This is a genomic window from Streptosporangium sp. CA-135522, from assembly GCF_050949235.1.
GTDB lineage: Bacteria > Actinomycetota > Actinomycetes > Streptosporangiales > Streptosporangiaceae > Streptosporangium.
Genome location: NZ_CP192026.1, coordinates 9,711,511 through 9,729,097 on the forward strand (window position 1 = coordinate 9,711,511; position 17,587 = coordinate 9,729,097).

Consider the following 17,587-nt stretch of genomic DNA (forward strand, 5'->3'; position numbering starts at 1 on the left):
TACCCTGCCGAGTGCAAGCCGCGGCGCTCTGACCTGCGTCCAGCTTAGACCGGAGCCATGTCCGAAAAGCGAAGACCCGGCCCGCCGGTGGAGCGGCGAGCCGGGTCGAAGCGCTGGAGGATCCTCGTGGACTGCGCTGCCACGGGAGCTTCCGTCGCCTCCCGACGAATGGACGGAACGGCTACGTCAGACCGTCCGGACGGATTCCGCCTGGGGACCCTTCTGACCTTGCGTGATCTCGAACTCGACCCGCTGGCCCTGCTCGAGCGCGCGATAGCCATCCATCATGATCGCGGAGTAATGGACGAACACATCCTTACCACCGTCGACCGCGATGAAGCCGTAGCCCTTGTCCGCGTTGAACCATTTGACGGTGCCTTGCGCCACTTCCGACTCCTCTTACTTGACTTGAGGACATCGCCCATTCCTCACGCGAAGTCCGCAATCTTCGAGGCGTAGACATCGCCTACGTCGATCGTTCTCGACCATACCTGTGGGACACCGTAGGGCAACAGAGTCAATCAGCAAACTACTGCTTTACGTACACATTCAGGGGCGGTGTGGATTTTTGCCGGAGTGTTTATCTGGTTAAAAATTGCATCGTATCTCCGCCCCGGAGATATGGCCTCACGTCGCAAAACACGACACCCGCACCCGGTCGGACCGGGTGCGGGTGTCGTGGAGACGCGGCCGGAGCCGCGGGACGAGTGCTGGGCGCTCAGCCTCCGGCGACCGCCGGAATGATGGAGATCTGAACGCCGGAGGGCGTCGCCGTGTCAAGGTTGTCCGCGAATCGGACGTCCTCATCTCCGACGTAGACATTGACAAAACGGCGAATCTTGCCCGTTTCATCGAGAATGCGAGCACCGATCCCGGGGAAGTCGGCATCGAGCTTCTGCAGAACGTCGCGCAGGGTCTCGCCCTCGGCGCTCACCTCGGCGGTACCATCGGTGTAGGTTCGGAGAATCGTCGGAATCCGCACAGAAACGCTCATAGTTCAGTACCTTTCACGATTTTCTAGGCGATAGCCGTACGGAATGCGTCGAGAGACGGCCGGATGACGGCGGTGGGGCGAGCCTGTTCCGCCACCGCGTCGAGGGTCTTGAGACCGTCGCCGGTGTTGAGGACCACGGTCTCCCCATCGGGGTCGAGCCGCCCGGAGGCCACCAGCTTGCGCAGCACGCCGACGGTCACGCCGCCCGCCGTCTCGGCGAAGATGCCCTCGGTCCTGGCCAGCAGCCGGATCGCGTCGACGACCTCGGCGTCCGTGACGTCCTCCACCGCGCCCCCGGTGCGCCGGGCGATGTCCAGCACGTAGGGGCCGTCGGCGGGGTTTCCGATCGCCAGCGACTTGGCGATGGTGTCCGGCTTGACCGGGCGGATCACGTCGTGACCGGCCTTGTAGGCGGCGGAGACCGGGGAGCAGCCCTCGGCCTGGGCCGCGAAGATCTTGTACGGCTTGTCCTCGACGAGCCCGAGCGCGATCAGCTCCTTGAAAGCCTTGTCGATCTTCGTGAGCTGGGAGCCGGACGCGACCGGGATGACGATCTGGTCGGGGATCCGCCAGCCGAGCTGCTCGGCGATCTCGTAGGCCAGGGTCTTGGAGCCCTCGGCGTAGTAAGGCCGGAGGTTGACGTTGACGAAGCCCCACTTGTCGCCCAGCTCGTCCCCGATGAGTTCGGAGCAGAAGCGGTTGACGTCGTCGTAGGTGCCCTTGATGCCGACGAGCCTGCCGCCGTAGACCGACGCCATGACGATCTTGGCTTCCTCCAGGTCCGCGGGGATGAACACGCAGGCGTCCAACCCGGCCCGTGCCGCGGCCGCGGTCACCGCGCCGGCCAGGTTGCCGGTGGAGGAGCAGGACAGGGTGTGGAAGCCGAAGTTACGGGCCGCCTCGACGGCGATGGCCACCACGCGGTCCTTGAAGGAGTGGGTGGGGTTGCCGGAGTCGTCCTTGACGTGCAACGAGCGGATGCCCAGCTCACGGGCGAGGTTGTCGGCCTTGACCAGCTTGGTCCAGCCGGGCGCCATGTTGGGCTTGGTCGCCACGTCCGCCGGGACGGGCAGCAGCGAGCGGTAGCGCCAGATGTTCGTCGGCCCCTCGGCGATCTGCTCCCGGGTCACGCGCCCGAAGTCGTAGGCGATCTCAAGGGGCCCGAAACACTCGACGCAGGCGAAGCTGGGACCGAGGTCGTAGCGGGCACCGCACTCGCGACAGGACAGTGCCGCGGCGGGGCCGAAGGGCTTGTTCCGCGTGTCTTCGACGCGAACGGGCGAGGTGGTGGTTTCAGTGCTTGCGAGCGCCATGAAGCGAGGCCTTTCCCTCATCTTCGTCTGCGACCACCCTGGTCACAGACCGGAATTGGCACCTGTCCCGGCCGACCTCGTCAGATCACGAGTCTTGAACCGGGAGGGTTGCCGGGGCTTCGCAGGGCCGGTCCCTCCACCCCTCTGGATGAGCAAATATTCAGTTGGAAACCTGACGAGCAGGTCCTACGCACTCTACATCGCCTTGCCGCCATCCTGACCAGGTGTCTCACTGTGCAAGACGCAATGTGTTACCTGTCGGACATTCTCGCCAGATCGTCGGCCGCGAAACACGCCGCACGCACCCGCGACCGCACGTTGTCCACAGCATGTGGACAAACTCGCGGCGAAGCGATGGAGTCCGAGCGTCCAGGCCGCGGTGCCGGGATCACCTTCACGCCCCCGGTGAAACCACGGCCCGGTGAAACCACGGCCCTGGTGAAACGGCCGACGTCACGCCGCGTTCAGAAGCCGTAGGCGTCGCCCAACGCACCCTGGACGTATTTGCGCGCCTGGTGGATCCGGGACTTGGCGGTGCCGAGCGGGATGCCGAGCTGCTCGGCCACCTCGTTGTAATCGAGCTGGCAGATGTCGCGCAGCACCAACGCCTGGGCCAGCTCGGGCTTTTCGGCCTCCAGCGCCTCCATCGCGTCGAGCAGGTCCAGCCGGGATCCGGCGATCACGCTCACCCGGGCGACGTCGGGCCGCTGCAACGGCAGCTCGTCCGAGGTCTGCTCGGCCGAGCGCCGCTTAAGCGAGCGGTAGGTGGTCCGGGCGCAGTTGGCGGTTACGATGTGCAGCCACGTGGTGAACCGGGCCCGCCCTTCGAACCGGCCGATGTTACGAGCCACCGCGAGCAGCGTGTCCTGGCACGCCTCCTCGGCGTCCTGCCGATAGGGCAGGATGCGCCCGCAGTGCCGCAGCACGTCCGGTTCGATGCGCTTGAGCAACTCGCCCAGCGCGCGGTGATCGCCTTGGGCTGCCAAGCGGGCCAGTTCCTCGGTCGTCTCGTCCAGCGCCATCGCGAGCCCCCATCAGCGGTCACAGTCGCTGGACATCCTACGGTCGAGGGTTATGTTTGGTTAACCTTCGGGACAAGCATGTCCCTAGGCGAGGGGATCTAATGAACGCGATCCTGGTGGCCTCCAACCGCGGCCCCGTCTCCTTCACTCTCTCCGAGGACGGCTCCCTGAGCATGCGCAGGGGAGGCGGCGGCCTGGTGTCCGGTCTGGCGGAGGTGGCCAAGGACCTCGACATGCTCTGGGTCTGCGCCGCGCTGTCCGACGGCGACCGGAGCGCCGTACGGCTCGCACCCGGCGGCCGGCTCGACCACGCCGGCTACGACACCGGGGCGGTGCGGATGCTCGACATCCCTCCGACGATCTTCCACCGGGCCTACAACGCGGTCGCGAACTCCACTCTCTGGTTCGTCAACCATCTCCTCTACGACACCCCCAACCAGCCGCAGTTCGACGCCCGCTTCGGCCGGGAGTGGGAGTCCTACCAGGCCTACAACGAGGCGTTCGCGATGGCTCTGGCCGAGGAGGCCGCGCACGGGGCGAGGGTGATGGTGCAGGACTACCACCTGACCCTGGTTCCGGCCATGCTGAGAGGCGAGCGGCCCGACCTGCGGGTGGCCCACTTCTCGCACACCCCGTGGGCGCCGCCGGAGTATTTCAGCCTGCTGCCCGACGACGTCGGGATCGAGCTCCTCGAAGGCATCCTGGGCGCCGACCACGCGGGATTCCTGACCGGGCGCTGGGCGGGAGCCTTCATGGACTGCTGCGAGACGGTGCTCGGCGCGGAGGTCGACCGCGCGGGCCGTACGGTCGCCCACGGGGGCAGAACCACCCGGATCGGCGTGCACAGCCTCGGCGTGGACGGCAAGGCGCTGTGGGCGCGAGCCTCCGAACCCGACGTCGAGTCGCACATGGCCGCCCTGCGCGACCAGGTCGGCGACCGCAAGCTGATCGTACGGATCGACCGGACCGAGCTGTCGAAGAACATCGTCCGGGGTCTGACCGCCTACCGGGAGTTCCTGGCGGCCCACCCCGAGTGGCACGGCCGCGTCGTGCACCTCGCCTTCGCCTATCCCTCCCGTCACGATCTGCCCGAATACCGCGAATACACCGCGGCGGTGCAGCGCTGCGCCCAGGAGATCGAGGACGAGTACGCCACCGAGGACTGGGACCCGGTGATCCTCAACGTGCACGACGACTACCCTCGCTCGCTGGCCGCCTACCGGCTGGCCGACGTGCTGCTGGTCAATCCGATCCGCGACGGCATGAACCTCGTGGCCAAGGAGGGTCCCGTGCTGTCCCCCGACAGCGCGCTGGTCCTGTCACGCGAGGCGGGCGCCGCCGCCGAGTTGGGCGAGCACGCGCTCATGGTCAATCCCTATGACGTCTCGGCCACGGCCGCAGCCCTCCACGAGGGCCTGGTGATGCCCGAGGAGGAGCGCGCCCGCAGGGGGGCCAGCCTGTCGGCCGCGGCCACCGCGCTCCCCCCGCGCCGCTGGTTCTCCGACCAGCTCGACGCGCTCTGCTGAGACGCCGAGACCCGGACCGGCGCACCGCCCTCACCGCTCCCACCGGGACACCGAAGCCGAACCTGCTCGCCGCCCTTCACCGGGACGCCGAAACCCGGACCGGCGCACCGCCCTCCGCTGAAACACCGAACGAGCTCTAGAACGTTTGTCCCGCCGTGAGATAGTTTGCGAGAAAATCCGTCTGTCGCCCACCCGAGGGAACCAGTGACCACGATCACTCCCGTCCGGTTGACCCGTGATCGCGCCACCTGGCTCATCTACCTGCAGCTCGGCACCTTCGCCACCTACCTCTACGGCCTCAGCGCCGCGCTTCCGATGCTCCGCATCGACCAGGGCGTGTCGCAGGGGGTCGCCGGACTGCACGGCACCTCGATGGCGGTCGGCGGCATCCTCACCGGGCTCGCGCTTCCCTGGCTCACCAGGAGGATCGGCCGCCGGGCCGTGACCTGGCTGGGGCTGGCCGGAATGAATGTCGGTGTCCTGCTGGTGATGACGGGCACCACGCTGCCGGTCACCCTCGCCGGGTACGGCATCGCCAGCGGGATGGCGTCGATCACCCTCTACGCCGGCATGGCCGCGCTCAACGACCACCACGGCCCGGCGGGCGCCGCGGCGATCAGCGAGGCCAACGCCGTCGGGGTGACCGTCGGCATCGCGGCCCCGTTCGTCGTCAGCTTCGCCGCGCAGACCGCGCTCGGCTGGCGGGCGGCGCTGCTGATGACCCCGGTCCTGACCGCGCTGCTCGCGCTGACCATGGGCCGAATCTGGATCCCCGAGCGCGAGAACGCCGCGGCCGTCGCCGGCCCGGAGAGCGGGGCTCGGTTCGGCTGGCGCTTCTACGTCGCGGGGACCGTGCTGTTGTGCTGCGTCGCGCTGGAGTTCTGCTTCAACCTGTGGGCGGCCAAGCTCTTCGCCGACCAGACCGGACTGTCGGCCGCGGTCGCCGCGACCGGGCTGACCGCGTTCACGGCCGGCCTGGCGGCCGGGCGGTTCACCGGAGCGCGGCTGGCGCTACGGGTGCGGCCCGCGCCCCTGCTCGTCGGCGCCCTCGCGCTCACCGCCGCCGGCTGGACGCTCTTCTGGCTCAGCCGTACCCCCGTCCTGTCCTACGTGGGCCTGGCCCTGTCCGGGCTCGGGGTCTCGCTGCACTTCCCGCTGGCTCTGTCGCGCGTGCTGGACGCCTCCGGCGGGCGGGCGGACCAGGCCACCGCCGCCGCCTCCATCTTCGCCGGCCTCGCGGTGGGCATGGGACCGCTCCTGCTGGGCGCGCTGGCCGACGGGTTCGGCACCCAGCGGGCGTTCGTGATGGTGCCCGTCCTGATCGGGCTGGCCGTCGGCGGGATCCTGGTCAGCTCCAGGTAGCGCCTTTCAGCACGCCCGCCAGGCCTGGGGTGTTCCAGACGTCGACCACGAGGATCTTCGACTTGGGCAGGAACCACTCACGCTGGTCGAAGGTCGCGGTCTGCTCGCCGTTGGTGTACTTCACGCACCGGCCGGACCAGGACCGGTAGTTCGCCTTGTGCCCGGCTCCGACCTGGCGCAGGTCCGCCACGGTGGCCTTGCCGAGGACCTGACCGTGCTTGCCGTTGAAGGGGCAGCGCTGCACATCGCTGGCGGGGTAGAAGGGGCGCTCGGGCGTATAGGCCGAAAACCCCTCGTGCCCGTACTTGATCCTCTTCGGGCCGAAGATCCAGAAGGCGTCGCACCCGGGCGTGAAATAGCCCCCGGACGGCTCACCGCACGTTCCGGTGATCACCTTGACCTGGTCGCCGTCGCGATGCACCCTCCAGGCGGAGGGGATCGTCAGGTTCATTCCCCGGAAGGACAGGCGCTGCGTGGCCGAAGCGGAGGCGGCCATCGGGGCGGCGATCAGGGCGGCAGCGGCCAGGGCGGCAAGGACGGAAGCGGTCTTTCTCATGCCGGGAAAGCTACTCGTCCCCACTTGCCGATGACTTAACGTTCGATGGCATCGGCGATCGAGCCGAGCAGCTCCATCACCCCGGCGGGCCCGTCCACGACGATGTCGGCCTCCACGGTGACCTCGGCCGACCCGCTGAACACCGTCACGCCGGGCAGCCCGCAGGCCCGCACGGCCGCGAAGGCCGGCAGATCTCCCAGGTCGTCACCGGCGAACAGCACCGACCGCGCCGACCGCGCCTCCAGGAAGGCGCCCAGTGCCACCCCCTTGTCCACGCCGGGCGGTCTCAGCTCCAGCACGAACTTGCCCGGCTCGACCGTCAGCCCCGCCTCGGCCGCAAGCTTGGCGACCGGCTCCCGCAGCGCCTCCAGCGTGCCCTGCGGGTCGGCGGTCCGGCGTGTGTGCACGGCCACCGCCCGTTCCTTGTCCTCGTAGCCGACCCCCTCGAACCTGGAGATCAACCTGGGCAGTTCGGCACGTACCCGGGCCAGGCCGGGATGGACGGGAGGCGCGGTGAGCGTGCCCGCCTCCCAGCGTTCGAGGCCGTAGTGGCCGAGCACGACCAGTCCCGGCACATCGGCCAGGGAACCGTACTCGACGGCCGTGGCGGCCGGGCGGCCGGTGACGACCACCACGGCGCCGACCAGGCGGCCGAGCCTGGCCAGCACCGCGGGACCGTCCGGATGGATCCTGGCCGCCGCGGGGTCGGGCACGATCGGGGAGAGCGTGCCGTCGAAGTCGAGCCCGATCACCGCCCCCGCGGGGTCGTCCACGATCGCGCGCAGTCCATCGGGGGTGTTCACGGTCATGCTCACTCGGCTCCTCGTCGGCTTCGCCGTCCCGCGCGGTTCGCGTGGCCCGCTCTCCGTGGGACCGGTCCGGCTGCTTCCTCTGGCTGGCCGTACCCAGCTCCACCCGGCCGTATCCGGCTCAGCCCGGCCGTGCTCCGTCCCGCCGGCCGGAACCGGAGATCAGGGGCGCAGGCCCATCCGCCGGGCGGCACGGTCGCGGCGGCGGCTCTCCCGGAGCCGGCGCAGGCGCTTGACCAGCATCGGATCGTGGGCCAGCGCCTCCGGCCTGTCGATGAGCTCGCTGAGCAGTTGGTAGTAGCGGGTGGCCGAGATGTCGAAGGCCTCGCGGATGGCCTGTTCCTTGGCCCCGGCGTAACGCCACCACTGCCGCTCGAAGGCGAGAAGCTCCCGCTCCCGGTCCGTCAGAGCCCGCAGGGCCGGTTCCTGAGCAGCACTGTCACCGGGGATCGGCGCAGTGTCCATTGGTGTCCTCCTCGGTCGGGCACGCGATGATCACACCGCGTACGCGCGGCCCGCTGTCAGGATAGTCGGGAATTTCGGGCTGGTTACGACGCATGCATTTCCAGCTGTTCATCACGGATCCGGAGACGTACAGTCACCAGATGTGACCTCAGTCATCACCCTTCTCACCGACTACGGCCTGGAAGACGGCTACGTCGCCGCCTGCCACGGCGTGATCGTCGCGATCTCGCCGGAGTCGCGGATCATCGACGTGTGCCATCTGGTCCCCTCCGGCGACATACGGCGGGCCGCGGCGATCCTGGCGCAGACGATCCCCTATCTCCCGGTCGGCGTGCACATCGCCGTGGTGGACCCCGGGGGCGGCTCGCGCCGGGCCGTGGCGGTCGAGGCGGGCGACCACGTGTTCCTGGGCCCGGACAACGGCGTGCTGTCGTGGGCGGCCCACGCCAGCGGCGGCGCGAAGGCCGCGTACGAGCTGACCAACGACGAGTTCTTCAGGAAACCGGTCTCGCCGACCTTCCACGGACGCGACATCTTCGCGCCCGTGGCGGCGCACCTGACGGTCGGGCACGCCCTGCCCGAGCTGGGACCGGAGATCCCGCTGGAGCGGTTGGTCTCGTTGCCCACACCGACCTCGCTGGTGCGCGAGGGCGTGGTGGAGGGCGAGGTACTGTCGGTGGACCGCTACGGCAACACCCAGTTGTCGATCAGCGCGGGCGACCTGTTCACCCTGGGCGTGCGGCCGGGCGACACGCTGGCGGTCCAGCTGGGCCGCAGGCAGGTCGCGGTGCCTTTCCGGGAGACCTTCGCCGCCGTTCCCCCCGGCGAGCTGGTCGCCTTCGCCGATTCGGCCGGGCTGATCGCGCTGGCTGTCAACTCCGGGGACGCCTCCCAGCGGCTGGGCCTTCCTCCGGGCGCCCACGTGCGGCTGTCCCTCGCGCCCTGACCGGACGCCCGCGGGCGGGGGATGTTACCTAGCAAGCGCTTGTGTAATAGTTGCCCTATGACCACACCCGTGATCGACGGCTGGTTCGTCGTGGAGGACGGCGTCGCGCATCTGCTCGGCACCCGCTGCGCCGACTGCCGGACCGTCTGCTTCCCACCCCAGACGGGGTTCTGCCGCAACCCCCACTGCACGGGCGAGGACCTGGCGGTGACACGGCTCTCGCGGCGGGGCACCGTCTGGTCCTACACCAACGCCTGCTACCCGCCTCCCGCGCCGTTCGTGACGGCCGAGCCGTACACGCCGGTGACCCTCGCGGCGGTGGAGCTCGCCGAGGAGGGGATCGTCGTGCTCGGCCAGGTCAGAGATCTGGCCGTGGAGGACCTGCACGTGGGCATGGAGCTGGAGCTGACCGTGGCCCCGCTCGCCGACGGCCCGCTGGTGTGGATGTGGGGCAGGCCGTGAGCGCCGTCATCCTGGGCGCGGGAATGCACCCGTGGGGCAAGTGGGGACGGCCCTTCGTCGAGTACGGCGTGGCCGCCACCCGGGCCGCACTGCGCGACGCGGGCCTGGACTGGACCGACGTGCAGTTCGTGGTGGGCGCCGGCACGATCAGGAACGGCTACCCGGGATTCATCGCCGGCGCGACGTTCGCCCAGGCGATGGGCTGGAGCGGCGCGCGCATCGCGTCCTGCTACGCGGCGTGCGCCTCGGGCGCGCAGGCCATCGACATCGCCCGCACCCGGATCCTCGCCGGGCTCTGCGACGTGGCGCTGGTCGTGGGAGCCGACTCCACTCCGAAGGGATTCTTCGCGCCGGTGGGCGGCGACCGGCCGGACGACCCCGACTGGCTCCGGTTCCGGTTGCTCGGCGCCACCAACCCGGCGTACTTCGCTCTCTACGCACGCAGGCGGATGGCCCTGTACGGCAGCACCGCCGAGGACTTCGCCGCCGTCAAGGTCAAGAACGCCCTCGCCGGCTCTCTCAACGACAATGCCCGCTACCGCCGGACCACCACCGTCGAGCAGGTGCTCGCCTCGCCGATGGTGGCCGACCCGCTGCGGCTGATGGACATCTGCGCCACCTCCGACGGCGGCGCCGCGCTGGTGCTGGCCTCGGACGACTTCGCCCGCCGCCACGGCGCGAGCGACCCGGTACGGCTCGCGGCCGTCTCCACGGTGACGCCGTCCTTCCCCGACACGGTCCTCGGGCTGGCGAGCTTCGCCACCGACTCCACCGCGGCGGTGCCGCCCGCCGAGCGAACCTTCCGCGCCGCCATCGCCCACGCCGCCTACGAGGAGGCGGGCCTGGGCCCCGCCGACCTGTCGTTCGCCGAGGTCTACGACCTTTCCACCGCGCTGGAGCTCGACTGGGCCGAGGACATCGGCCTGTGCCCGCCGGGCGAGGCCGAAAAGCTGCTGCGCGCCGGGGACACCGCGCTCGGCGGCCGGATCCCGGTCAATCCCTCCGGCGGGCTCGCCTCCTTCGGCGAGGCCATCCCCGCCCAGGCCATCGCCCAGGTCTGCGAGCTCACCTGGCAGCTCCGCGGAACGGCCGGGGCGCGCCAGATTACCGGGGCCAGGATCGGCCTTGCCGCCAACCAGGGGTTGTTCGGCCACGGCTCCGCCATCATCGCCACCACTTGACGGACACCAGCCCCGGCGGTGTTGGACCCGGCTCGGGTGCGGCAACCATACTTTTGGGCAACAGTCTGTAGTCACCCTGTCGCGGAACGCGTCGACGGCGACGTGTTCCCCCAGGGTATTCGGGGGAGACAACATCATGATCCGTCGCATTCTCGCGGCTTCCGTAATCGCCGGGCTCGCGGTGGCCGGCCCGGCCACTGTCGCTTCCGCCGACAGCACGGGCTGTGACGACCGCTGTCGCTCCAACATCAGCCTCTTGGGCGGTCTCACCCTCGGCCTCGACCTGAGTCTCGATATTCGGGTCAGCGTCGACGTCAACGTCGCGGTGAACGCCGCGGTCGCAGCCAACGCCGCCGCCAACGCCGCAGCTACCGCCGCCGCCAACGCCACAGTCGCAGCCAACGCGAACGCCAGCGCCGCCGCCAACGCCGCCGCCAACGCCGCGGCAACCGCCGCGGCCAACGCCGCAGCCAACGCCAACGCCGCAGCCAACGCCGCCGCAGCGGTCAACGCCGCAGTCGCCGCCAACGCCGCAGCTACCGCCGCGGCCAACGCCGCCGCCGACACCGCGGCAACCGCCGCGGCCAACGCCGCTGCCGCAGCCAACGCCGCAGCCAACGCCGCCGCTACCGTGAACGTCGCAGCGACCGCCGCAGTCAACGCCTCCAGCTCGGTCAACGCCGGAAGCACGGTGTACTCCGGCGGCTCGTTCAACACCTGGAACTCGACCGGCCTGTCCACCCGCCACTGCCAGCGCGTCCGGGTCTGCCACTACTGAACCCGCTGAGAGCCCCTCATGGTCGCATGAGGGGCTCTCACCGTTCGTCACTCCGACGCGCCGGTCAGGAGGCGTGCACCACGTCGTGGGACTCGGCGAAGTGGCAGGCGCTCGCGTGCGCGGTGCCGGGCCGGATCTGCAGCAGCGGCTCCTGCTCGGCGCAGATGTCCTGCGCCTTCCAGCACCTGGTGCGGAACCGGCAGCCCGACGGCGGGTTGGCCGGGGACGGCGGGTCGCCCTGGAGGATGATCCGCTCGCGCCGCTCCCGTCCGTCCGGGTCGGGCACCGGCACCGCCGACAGCAACGCCTGAGTGTAGGGATGGGCCGGGCGGTCGTAGATCTCGGTGTCCTTGCCGAGCTCCACCATCTTGCCCAGATACATCACACCGACCCGGTCGGAGATGTGGCGCACCACCGACAGGTCGTGAGCGATGAAGATGTAGGCGAGGTCGAACTCGTCCTGCAACCGCTCCAGCAGGTTGATCACCTGGGCCTGGATCGACACGTCGAGGGCGGACACCGGCTCGTCGCAGACGATGATCTCCGGCTGGAGGGCCAGTCCGCGGGCGATGCCGATGCGCTGGCGCTGGCCGCCGGAGAACTGGTGCGGGTAGCGGTTGACGTGGTCGGGGTTGAGGCCCACGACCTCCAGCAGTTCCTGCACCTTACGGCGGCGGTCCCCCTTAGGAGCGACCTCCTGGTGGATCTCGTACGGCTCGCCGATGATGTCGCCCACGGTCATCCGGGGGTTCAGCGAAGTGTACGGGTCCTGCATGACCATCTGGATGTTGCGGCGCACCCGCTTGAGCTCGGCGCCCCTGGCACGGGCGATCTCCCGGCCGTTGATCTTCACGGAGCCGGAGGTCGGCCGCTCCAGGGCCATCAGGAGCTTGGCCAGCGTGGACTTGCCGCAGCCCGACTCCCCCACGATGCCGAGCGTCTCACCGCGGCGCAGGTCGAAGGAGACCCCGTCCACGGCCTTGATCGCACCGACCTGCTTCTTCATGATGACGCCCTGATTCAGCGGGAAGTGCTTGACCAGGTCGCGGACCTCAAGGATCGGCTCACCCGTGGCTGCCATCGAGGGCCTCCCTCCAGTAGTGACAGGCGCTGCTGCGCGTCGGGCCGATCTCGTACAGAGGCGGCGCGTCGGTGACGCAGTTGTCCTGACGGTAGGGGCATCGGGGGTGGAAAGCACAGCCCGTGGGCATCGCCAGCAGGTTCGGCGGCATGCCCTTGATGGCGTACAGCTCCTGGCCCTTCTGGTCGACCCGGGGGATGGAGTCCAGCAGTCCCTTGGCGTACGGGTGGGCCGGGGCCCGGTAGATGTCGTGCACGAGGGCGTTCTCCACGATCCGCCCGCCGTACATGACCGCGATCTTGTCGGCCACGTCGGCCACCACGCCGAGATCGTGAGTGATCAGAATCAGGCCCATGTTGCTCTCGCGCTGCAGTTCGGCGAGGAGTTCCATGATCTGGGCCTGCACCGTCACGTCGAGAGCCGTGGTCGGCTCGTCGGCGATCAGCACCTCCGGGTCGAGCGCGATCGACATCGCGATCATGATGCGCTGGCGCATGCCGCCCGAGAACTGGTGCGGGTAGTCGTGCACCCGCTGCCTGGCGCCGGGGATGCGGACCCGGTCCATCAACTCGACGGCCTTCTTCTCGGCGTCGCGCCGGGAGGTGCCCCGGTGCACCCGGAACATCTCCCCGATCTGCGAGCCCACGGTGAAGACCGGGTTCAGCGCGGAGAGCGCGTCCTGGAAGATCATCGCGATCCGCTGCCCGCGGACCTGGGAGCGGGCGTCCTCCGACAGCCCGAGCAGGTCCGTGCCCCGGAAGCGGATCTCGCCCCGGGGGATGCGGGCCGGCGGCATGTCGAGGATGCCCATGATCGCCTGTGCGGTCACCGACTTGCCGGAGCCCGACTCGCCGAGCACGGCGAGCGTCTCGCCGGGGTTCAGCGAGTAGCTGACCCCGTTGACCGCCTTGACGACGCCCTGCCTGGTGACGAACTCCACGTGCAGGTCGTCGACGGCGAGCAGGGGTTCGTCGCCCAGGGCTCCCCCGGCCGGCAGTACCGACGTCGAGGTCTTCTTCACAGGTCCCCCTTACCGCAGCTTCGGGTCGAGGGCGTCGCGGACCGCGTCACCCAGCATGATGAAGGCCAGCACGGTCAGGCTCAAGAACAGCGCCGGGAAGAGCAGCGGACCCGGAGCCTCCAGGAAGCGTTCCCGGGCATCGGAGATCATAAGTCCCCAGGAGATGTCAGGCGAGCGCAGACCGACGCCGAGAAACGACAGCCCGGCTTCGGCGGCGATGAAACCGCCCAGGTTGATCGTGGCGACCACGATCACGGACGCGACCGCGTTCGGCAGGATGTGCCGGAACATGATCCGGGGCGCTGAGGCGCCGAGCGCCCGGGCCGCGACCACGTAGTCCTGACCCTTGGCGGTGATCACCGCGGCCCGCATGATGCGGTATGTCATCGGCCAGGCCAGTACGGCCAGCGCCAGCATGACGGTCCAGACGTTGCCCGTGCGGAAGACCGCCAGGATGAGCAGGGCGCCGAGGATCGACGGGATCGCGAAGAAGATCTCGGTGATCCGGGAGAGCAGCGTGTCCACCGCGCCGCCCTTGAACCCCGCGACCAGGCCGAGCAGGCCGCCCACCAGCGCGGTGACGATCGTGGTCGTCACGCCCACCACGATCGAGTTGCGGGCGCCGTAGACGGTCCGGGCGTAGACGTCGCAGCCGAGGTTGTCGGTGCCGAACCAGTGGGCGCCGCCCATGCCCTGCCGGGCCTCGGCGAGCCGGCAGCTCGCGGCGTCGAACGGGTCCACCGAGGTGAAGAGCCCCGGAAATACCGACATGACAAGAAAAATACAGATAAGGGCGGCCGAGCCGATGAAGAGCGGGCGACGGCGCAGATCGTGCCAGGCGTCACTCCACAGGCTCGCGGCCTTGGGCGGCTTGGCTCGTTTGCTGTGTTTGGCGCGCCGGGCGGTCGGGGCAAGGGTGTCACTCATAGCGGATCCTCGGGTCGAGCACGGCATAGAGCAGGTCGACGACCAGGTTGGCCAGGATGTAGATCAGCACCAGCATGGTCACGATGCCCACGACCACGGACTGCTCGCGCAGGTAGACCGAGCTGAACAGCTGCTGGCCGATGCCGGGCAGGTTGAAGATCGTCTCGGTGATCACCGCTCCGCCCATCAGCGTGCCGAGGTCCGCGCCGAGATAGGTGATCAGCGGAATCAGCGCGTTGCGCAACGCGTGCCGTCCGACGATCCGGCGCCGGGGCAGGCCCTTGGCCACCGCGGTGCGGATGTAGTCGGCCCGCAGGGTCTCCACGAGACTGGTCCGGGTCAGCCGGGTGAGGTAGGCGATCGACGTCCCGGCGAGCACGAAGCCGGGCAGCAGGTAGCTGCGCCAGCCGTCCATGACGCCCGCCACGGGGAAGAGGCCGACCTTGACGCCCAGCGACAGCTGGAGCACGAAGCCGGTGACCAGCGTGGGGATGGAGATCAGCACCAGCGTGGAGGCGAGGACCATCGAGTCCTGGGCCCTGCCGTGGCGCAGCGCCGCGTACAGGCCGAGGCCGACGCCGATGATCGCCTCCATGACCAGGGCCGTCATCGCCAGGTTGATGGTCACCTGGAACTTGCCCGCCATGATGTCGTTGACCGGGACCCCGGCGAAGGTGGTGCCGAAGTCGCCGCGGAACAGGCCCACGAGGTAGTACCAGTACTGCACCAGGAACGGGTCGTTCAGGTGGTAGTGCTCCCGCAGGATCTCGACGATGTTGGGGTCCATCCGCTTCTCGCCCGCCAGCGCCGCGATGGGGTCGCCGGGCAGCGCGAAGACGATGGCGTAGATGAGCAGGGTGGCGCCCAGCAGGACAGGTATCGCCTGGATCAGGCGCCTGATGATGTAGCGGCCCATTCAAGCCTCCCGTACACGCCTCGGGGCCGGCCCCGACGCCGCATCGGGGTGTGCGGTGCCGGAGCCTGCCCGAGGCAGCTTCATGGGGCCGGGCTCACGTGCCCGGCCCGTGGCCGTCCGTCAGGCGGCCTTCTCGACCTTGGTCCACTCGACCTGGTTGAGGAGGTTGAGCTTGACCCCCTTGACATGCTGGGAGAACGCGGCGTTGGTCCGGTAGAAGTACACCGGGATGTACGGCAGTTCCTTGATCAGGATGTCGTCGGCCCGCTGGTAGGACTTCAGGCCTTCCTTCTGGGTCTCGGCGGCGTCGCCCTCGGCGAGGAGGTCGTCGAACTCCTTGTTGGACCAGCCGGCGTAGTTGGAACCGGTCTTGATCGCGACGGTGGAGAAGACCGGGGTCAGGTAGTTCTCCGCGGACGGGTAGTCGATCGCCCAGCCCATGCGGAACATGCCGCCGTAGGTCTTCTTGTCCAGCTCGTCGAGGATCGAGGCGAACTTCTCGAACGGCTTCACCGTGACCTGGACGCCGAGGTTGGCGCGGAGGTTGTTGGCGACGGCCTCGATCCACTCCTTGTGCGGGCCGTCGGTGTTGTAGCCCAGTTCCAGCGTCTTCGGGCCGTTGTTGGCGGCGTACTGCGCCTTGGCCTTGGCGGGGTCGTAGGTGCAGACCGCGCAGGCGCCCGGACGGTAGCCGTCGAGCAGCGGGTTGATGAAGTCGTCGGCGGGGGCGCGGGTGCCCGAGAAGACCGTCTCGGCGATCGTCTTGCGGTCGATGGCCATGGAGATGGCCTCACGGACCTTCACGTTCGCGTAGGTCTTGTTGTACTGCATCGGGAAGCCGATGTAGCCGACGCCGGCGTCGGCCTCGTCCATGTAGCGCTCGCCGAGCTCGGCCTTGGCGCTGGCGATGGCCGAGGGGGGCAGCGAGTCGTGGACGTCCAGGTTGCCCGCGCGCAGGTCGTTGAACGCGGTCTCGGAGTTCGAGTAGAGCCTGAACTGGAGCTTGTCGAACTTCGGCTTCTCCCCGGGGAACGCGTCGTACCGGGTCAGGTCGATCGTCTGGTCGGTGCCCTTGTTGTAGGGCTTGTCGAGCTTGAAGTAACCCTGCCCGATCGGCTGCTTGGCGTACTTCTCGGTGATCTTGCCGTCGGGACCGAAGGCGACCTTGGGCAGCGGGTAGAACACGGTGTAGCCCAGCATCGTCTTGAACTGGGAGAACGGCTTGCTCAGGGTGACCCTGAAGGTGGTGTCGTTGATGACCTTCAGGCCCTTCATCTCCTTGGTGGAGACGGGCCGGCCCTCGCCCGGGTTCAGGTCGGCCCAGCCCTCGACGCGGCTGAAGAAGCCGTTGGCGCCCTGCGCGTTGTCCTGGTTGGCGGCGTAGTTCCACGCGTCGACGTAGTTCTGCGCGACCAGCGGCTTGCCGTCGTGCCAGGTGTAGCCCGGCTTGATCTCGATCGTCCAGACCCTGTTGTCGGTCGTCTTGATCGACTCGGCGACGTCGTTGACGACCTGCTTGTTCTCGTCGTAGTCCACCAGCGGGGCGAAGACGGCCGACAGCACCTCGGAGCCCTCGGATTCGGTGGTGTCACCGGGATAGAAGAGCTTCTGCGGCTCACCGAGCTCCATTCGCACGGGCTGGTCGGCCGAGGCCGCCCCGCCCGTGGACGATTCGCCGCCGCACGCGGCCAGCCCCAGGGCGAGCAGCGCGGTACCAGCGATGATTCGTGCGCCGTTAGTAACGCGCATGGTGGTAATTCCTCCCTTTACAGGTGGACGTCGCCATTGAGGTCCTCAAGCCCGGACAGTCCGGAAGGGGATGTTGTGGTCCCAGGCTCCCGGCGTCCCGGCCGAGGTGGTGACACCACACCAGTCGGACGCGACTATCCCGTACCGCTCCACACCCAGATGTCTCTGTGATGTTGCGGTTCGGTCACGCGCATGCCAGTTCGGCGTCACGCGTCTACCAGCTCGACCGGTCCAGATTCCCATAAAGGCCACAAGCGGACATAGGGGCACATGTAGGGCGTGAACGGTCACGCCAAAATACCCCCGCGCCGTGAGTGCTTGCATCCATTGCCCGCGGGCGACCTCCACCTGGGCTAACGTTGACCACGCCGCGGGAGGCAGGGAGGTTCGCAGGCGAACCACCCCATTGCCCTGGAACCTCCTTCGAGGAGATCCCGTCCAATGTGTGCGGCGGACCACCGCCGTAGGCACTTCAACCA

The 17,587-nt window shown here is 68.9% G+C and carries 18 protein-coding genes and 1 riboswitch; of the genes, 6 read left to right on the forward strand and 12 right to left on the reverse strand.

What is annotated here, in order from left to right; translation table 11 throughout:
- Positions 1 to 186: 186 nt before the first annotated feature.
- The 4 genes from ACQPYK_RS45590 to ACQPYK_RS45605 form a co-directional block, all read right to left on the reverse strand.
- Positions 187 to 387 (reverse strand): cold-shock protein, encoded by a 201-nt coding sequence (locus ACQPYK_RS45590; protein WP_113704857.1) that lies wholly within the window; start codon positions 385 to 387, stop codon positions 187 to 189.
- Between the two features lie 331 nt (positions 388 to 718).
- Positions 719 to 994: a MoaD/ThiS family protein gene (locus ACQPYK_RS45595; RefSeq protein WP_433246645.1), complete on the reverse strand. Its 276-nt coding sequence runs from the start codon at positions 992 to 994 to the stop codon at positions 719 to 721.
- 23 nt (positions 995 to 1,017) lie between these two features.
- A complete protein-coding gene (gene thrC, locus ACQPYK_RS45600; protein ID WP_433246648.1) occupies positions 1,018 to 2,307 on the reverse strand; it encodes a threonine synthase in 1,290 nt (429 codons plus the stop codon).
- A gap of 14 nt (positions 2,308 to 2,321) precedes the next feature.
- Positions 2,322 to 2,462, reverse strand: a riboswitch (SAM riboswitch).
- 309 nt (positions 2,463 to 2,771) lie between these two features.
- The gene (locus ACQPYK_RS45605) at positions 2,772 to 3,329 is read right to left on the reverse strand and encodes an RNA polymerase sigma factor (RefSeq protein ID WP_433246651.1); all 558 of its coding nucleotides are present in this window, start codon (positions 3,327 to 3,329) and stop codon (positions 2,772 to 2,774) included.
- Between the two features lie 101 nt (positions 3,330 to 3,430).
- On the opposite strand from ACQPYK_RS45605, the gene ACQPYK_RS45610 reads away from it, so the two are divergent.
- Together ACQPYK_RS45610 and ACQPYK_RS45615 are read left to right on the forward strand one after the other, a co-directional pair.
- A complete protein-coding gene (locus ACQPYK_RS45610) occupies positions 3,431 to 4,855 on the forward strand; it encodes an alpha,alpha-trehalose-phosphate synthase (UDP-forming) (RefSeq protein ID WP_433246654.1) in 1,425 nt (474 codons plus the stop codon).
- Between the two features lie 204 nt (positions 4,856 to 5,059).
- Entirely contained in the window at positions 5,060 to 6,217 is a 1,158-nt protein-coding gene (locus ACQPYK_RS45615) for an MFS transporter (RefSeq protein WP_433246657.1), read from the forward strand.
- On the opposite strand, the gene ACQPYK_RS45620 is transcribed toward ACQPYK_RS45615, so the two are convergent.
- From ACQPYK_RS45620 to ACQPYK_RS45630, 3 genes are all read right to left on the reverse strand, one after another.
- Positions 6,204 to 6,773: a hypothetical protein gene (locus tag ACQPYK_RS45620; protein ID WP_433246660.1), complete on the reverse strand. Its 570-nt coding sequence runs from the start codon at positions 6,771 to 6,773 to the stop codon at positions 6,204 to 6,206. The genes ACQPYK_RS45615 and ACQPYK_RS45620 overlap by 14 nt on opposite strands.
- Before the next feature lie 35 nt (positions 6,774 to 6,808).
- The gene (gene otsB, locus ACQPYK_RS45625) at positions 6,809 to 7,582 is read right to left on the reverse strand and encodes a trehalose-phosphatase (RefSeq protein WP_433246663.1); all 774 of its coding nucleotides are present in this window, start codon (positions 7,580 to 7,582) and stop codon (positions 6,809 to 6,811) included.
- Between the two features lie 162 nt (positions 7,583 to 7,744).
- Positions 7,745 to 8,047 carry a DUF3263 domain-containing protein gene (locus ACQPYK_RS45630; RefSeq protein WP_433246666.1) on the reverse strand — a complete coding sequence of 101 codons (303 nt, stop codon included), beginning with the start codon at positions 8,045 to 8,047 and terminating at the stop codon, positions 7,745 to 7,747.
- A gap of 142 nt (positions 8,048 to 8,189) precedes the next feature.
- Here ACQPYK_RS45630 and ACQPYK_RS45635 point away from each other — a divergent pair, with 142 nt between their 5' ends.
- From ACQPYK_RS45635 to ACQPYK_RS45650, 4 genes are all read left to right on the forward strand, one after another.
- Positions 8,190 to 8,993: an SAM hydrolase/SAM-dependent halogenase family protein gene (locus tag ACQPYK_RS45635; RefSeq protein ID WP_433246669.1), complete on the forward strand. Its 804-nt coding sequence runs from the start codon at positions 8,190 to 8,192 to the stop codon at positions 8,991 to 8,993.
- Between the two features lie 57 nt (positions 8,994 to 9,050).
- The gene (locus ACQPYK_RS45640) at positions 9,051 to 9,455 is read left to right on the forward strand and encodes a Zn-ribbon domain-containing OB-fold protein (RefSeq protein WP_433246672.1); all 405 of its coding nucleotides are present in this window, start codon (positions 9,051 to 9,053) and stop codon (positions 9,453 to 9,455) included.
- Complete coding sequence (locus tag ACQPYK_RS45645) at positions 9,452 to 10,636, forward strand: lipid-transfer protein (RefSeq protein ID WP_433246675.1); 1,185 nt, start codon at positions 9,452 to 9,454, stop codon at positions 10,634 to 10,636. The genes ACQPYK_RS45640 and ACQPYK_RS45645 overlap by 4 nt, the downstream gene beginning before the upstream one ends.
- A 256-nt stretch (positions 10,637 to 10,892) precedes the next feature.
- Positions 10,893 to 11,414, forward strand: a complete 522-nt coding sequence (locus ACQPYK_RS45650) for a hypothetical protein (RefSeq protein ID WP_433246678.1) — start codon at positions 10,893 to 10,895, stop codon at positions 11,412 to 11,414.
- Positions 11,415 to 11,478: 64 nt separating this feature from the next.
- Here ACQPYK_RS45650 and ACQPYK_RS45655 read toward each other — a convergent pair whose 3' ends face one another.
- From ACQPYK_RS45655 to ACQPYK_RS45675, 5 genes are all read right to left on the reverse strand, one after another.
- Positions 11,479 to 12,495, reverse strand: coding sequence for an ABC transporter ATP-binding protein (locus tag ACQPYK_RS45655; protein ID WP_433246681.1), 1,017 nt, complete (start codon positions 12,493 to 12,495; stop codon positions 11,479 to 11,481).
- Positions 12,479 to 13,516, reverse strand: coding sequence for an ABC transporter ATP-binding protein (locus ACQPYK_RS45660; protein WP_433246684.1), 1,038 nt, complete (start codon positions 13,514 to 13,516; stop codon positions 12,479 to 12,481). The genes ACQPYK_RS45655 and ACQPYK_RS45660 overlap by 17 nt, the downstream gene beginning before the upstream one ends.
- A gap of 9 nt (positions 13,517 to 13,525) precedes the next feature.
- The gene (locus tag ACQPYK_RS45665) at positions 13,526 to 14,443 is read right to left on the reverse strand and encodes an ABC transporter permease (RefSeq protein WP_433246687.1); all 918 of its coding nucleotides are present in this window, start codon (positions 14,441 to 14,443) and stop codon (positions 13,526 to 13,528) included.
- Positions 14,436 to 15,359 (reverse strand): ABC transporter permease, encoded by a 924-nt coding sequence (locus tag ACQPYK_RS45670; protein ID WP_433246690.1) that lies wholly within the window; start codon positions 15,357 to 15,359, stop codon positions 14,436 to 14,438. Before ACQPYK_RS45670 ends, ACQPYK_RS45665 begins: the two co-directional genes overlap by 8 nt.
- A 120-nt stretch (positions 15,360 to 15,479) precedes the next feature.
- Positions 15,480 to 17,108, reverse strand: coding sequence for a peptide ABC transporter substrate-binding protein (locus ACQPYK_RS45675; protein WP_433246693.1), 1,629 nt, complete (start codon positions 17,106 to 17,108; stop codon positions 15,480 to 15,482).
- Between the last annotated feature and the right edge of the window lie 479 nt (positions 17,109 to 17,587).

Bases quoted from the DNA above. Each gene is read 5' to 3' on its own strand.
- ACQPYK_RS45595 (WP_433246645.1), bottom strand. From the start codon at position 994: ATGAGCGTTTCTGTGCGGATTCCGACGATTCTCCGAACCTACACCGAT.
- thrC (WP_433246648.1), bottom strand. From the start codon at position 2,307: ATGGCGCTCGCAAGCACTGAAACCACCACCTCGCCCGTTCGCGTCGAA.
- ACQPYK_RS45605 (WP_433246651.1), bottom strand. From the start codon at position 3,329: ATGGCGCTGGACGAGACGACCGAGGAACTGGCCCGCTTGGCAGCCCAA.
- ACQPYK_RS45610 (WP_433246654.1), top strand. From the start codon at position 3,431: ATGAACGCGATCCTGGTGGCCTCCAACCGCGGCCCCGTCTCCTTCACT.
- ACQPYK_RS45620 (WP_433246660.1), bottom strand. From the start codon at position 6,773: ATGAGAAAGACCGCTTCCGTCCTTGCCGCCCTGGCCGCTGCCGCCCTG.
- otsB (WP_433246663.1), bottom strand. From the start codon at position 7,582: ATGACCGTGAACACCCCCGATGGACTGCGCGCGATCGTGGACGACCCC.
- ACQPYK_RS45630 (WP_433246666.1), bottom strand. From the start codon at position 8,047: ATGGACACTGCGCCGATCCCCGGTGACAGTGCTGCTCAGGAACCGGCC.
- ACQPYK_RS45640 (WP_433246672.1), top strand. From the start codon at position 9,051: ATGACCACACCCGTGATCGACGGCTGGTTCGTCGTGGAGGACGGCGTC.
- ACQPYK_RS45655 (WP_433246681.1), bottom strand. From the start codon at position 12,495: ATGGCAGCCACGGGTGAGCCGATCCTTGAGGTCCGCGACCTGGTCAAG.
- ACQPYK_RS45665 (WP_433246687.1), bottom strand. From the start codon at position 14,443: ATGAGTGACACCCTTGCCCCGACCGCCCGGCGCGCCAAACACAGCAAA.
- ACQPYK_RS45670 (WP_433246690.1), bottom strand. From the start codon at position 15,359: ATGGGCCGCTACATCATCAGGCGCCTGATCCAGGCGATACCTGTCCTG.
- ACQPYK_RS45675 (WP_433246693.1), bottom strand. From the start codon at position 17,108: ATGCGCGTTACTAACGGCGCACGAATCATCGCTGGTACCGCGCTGCTC.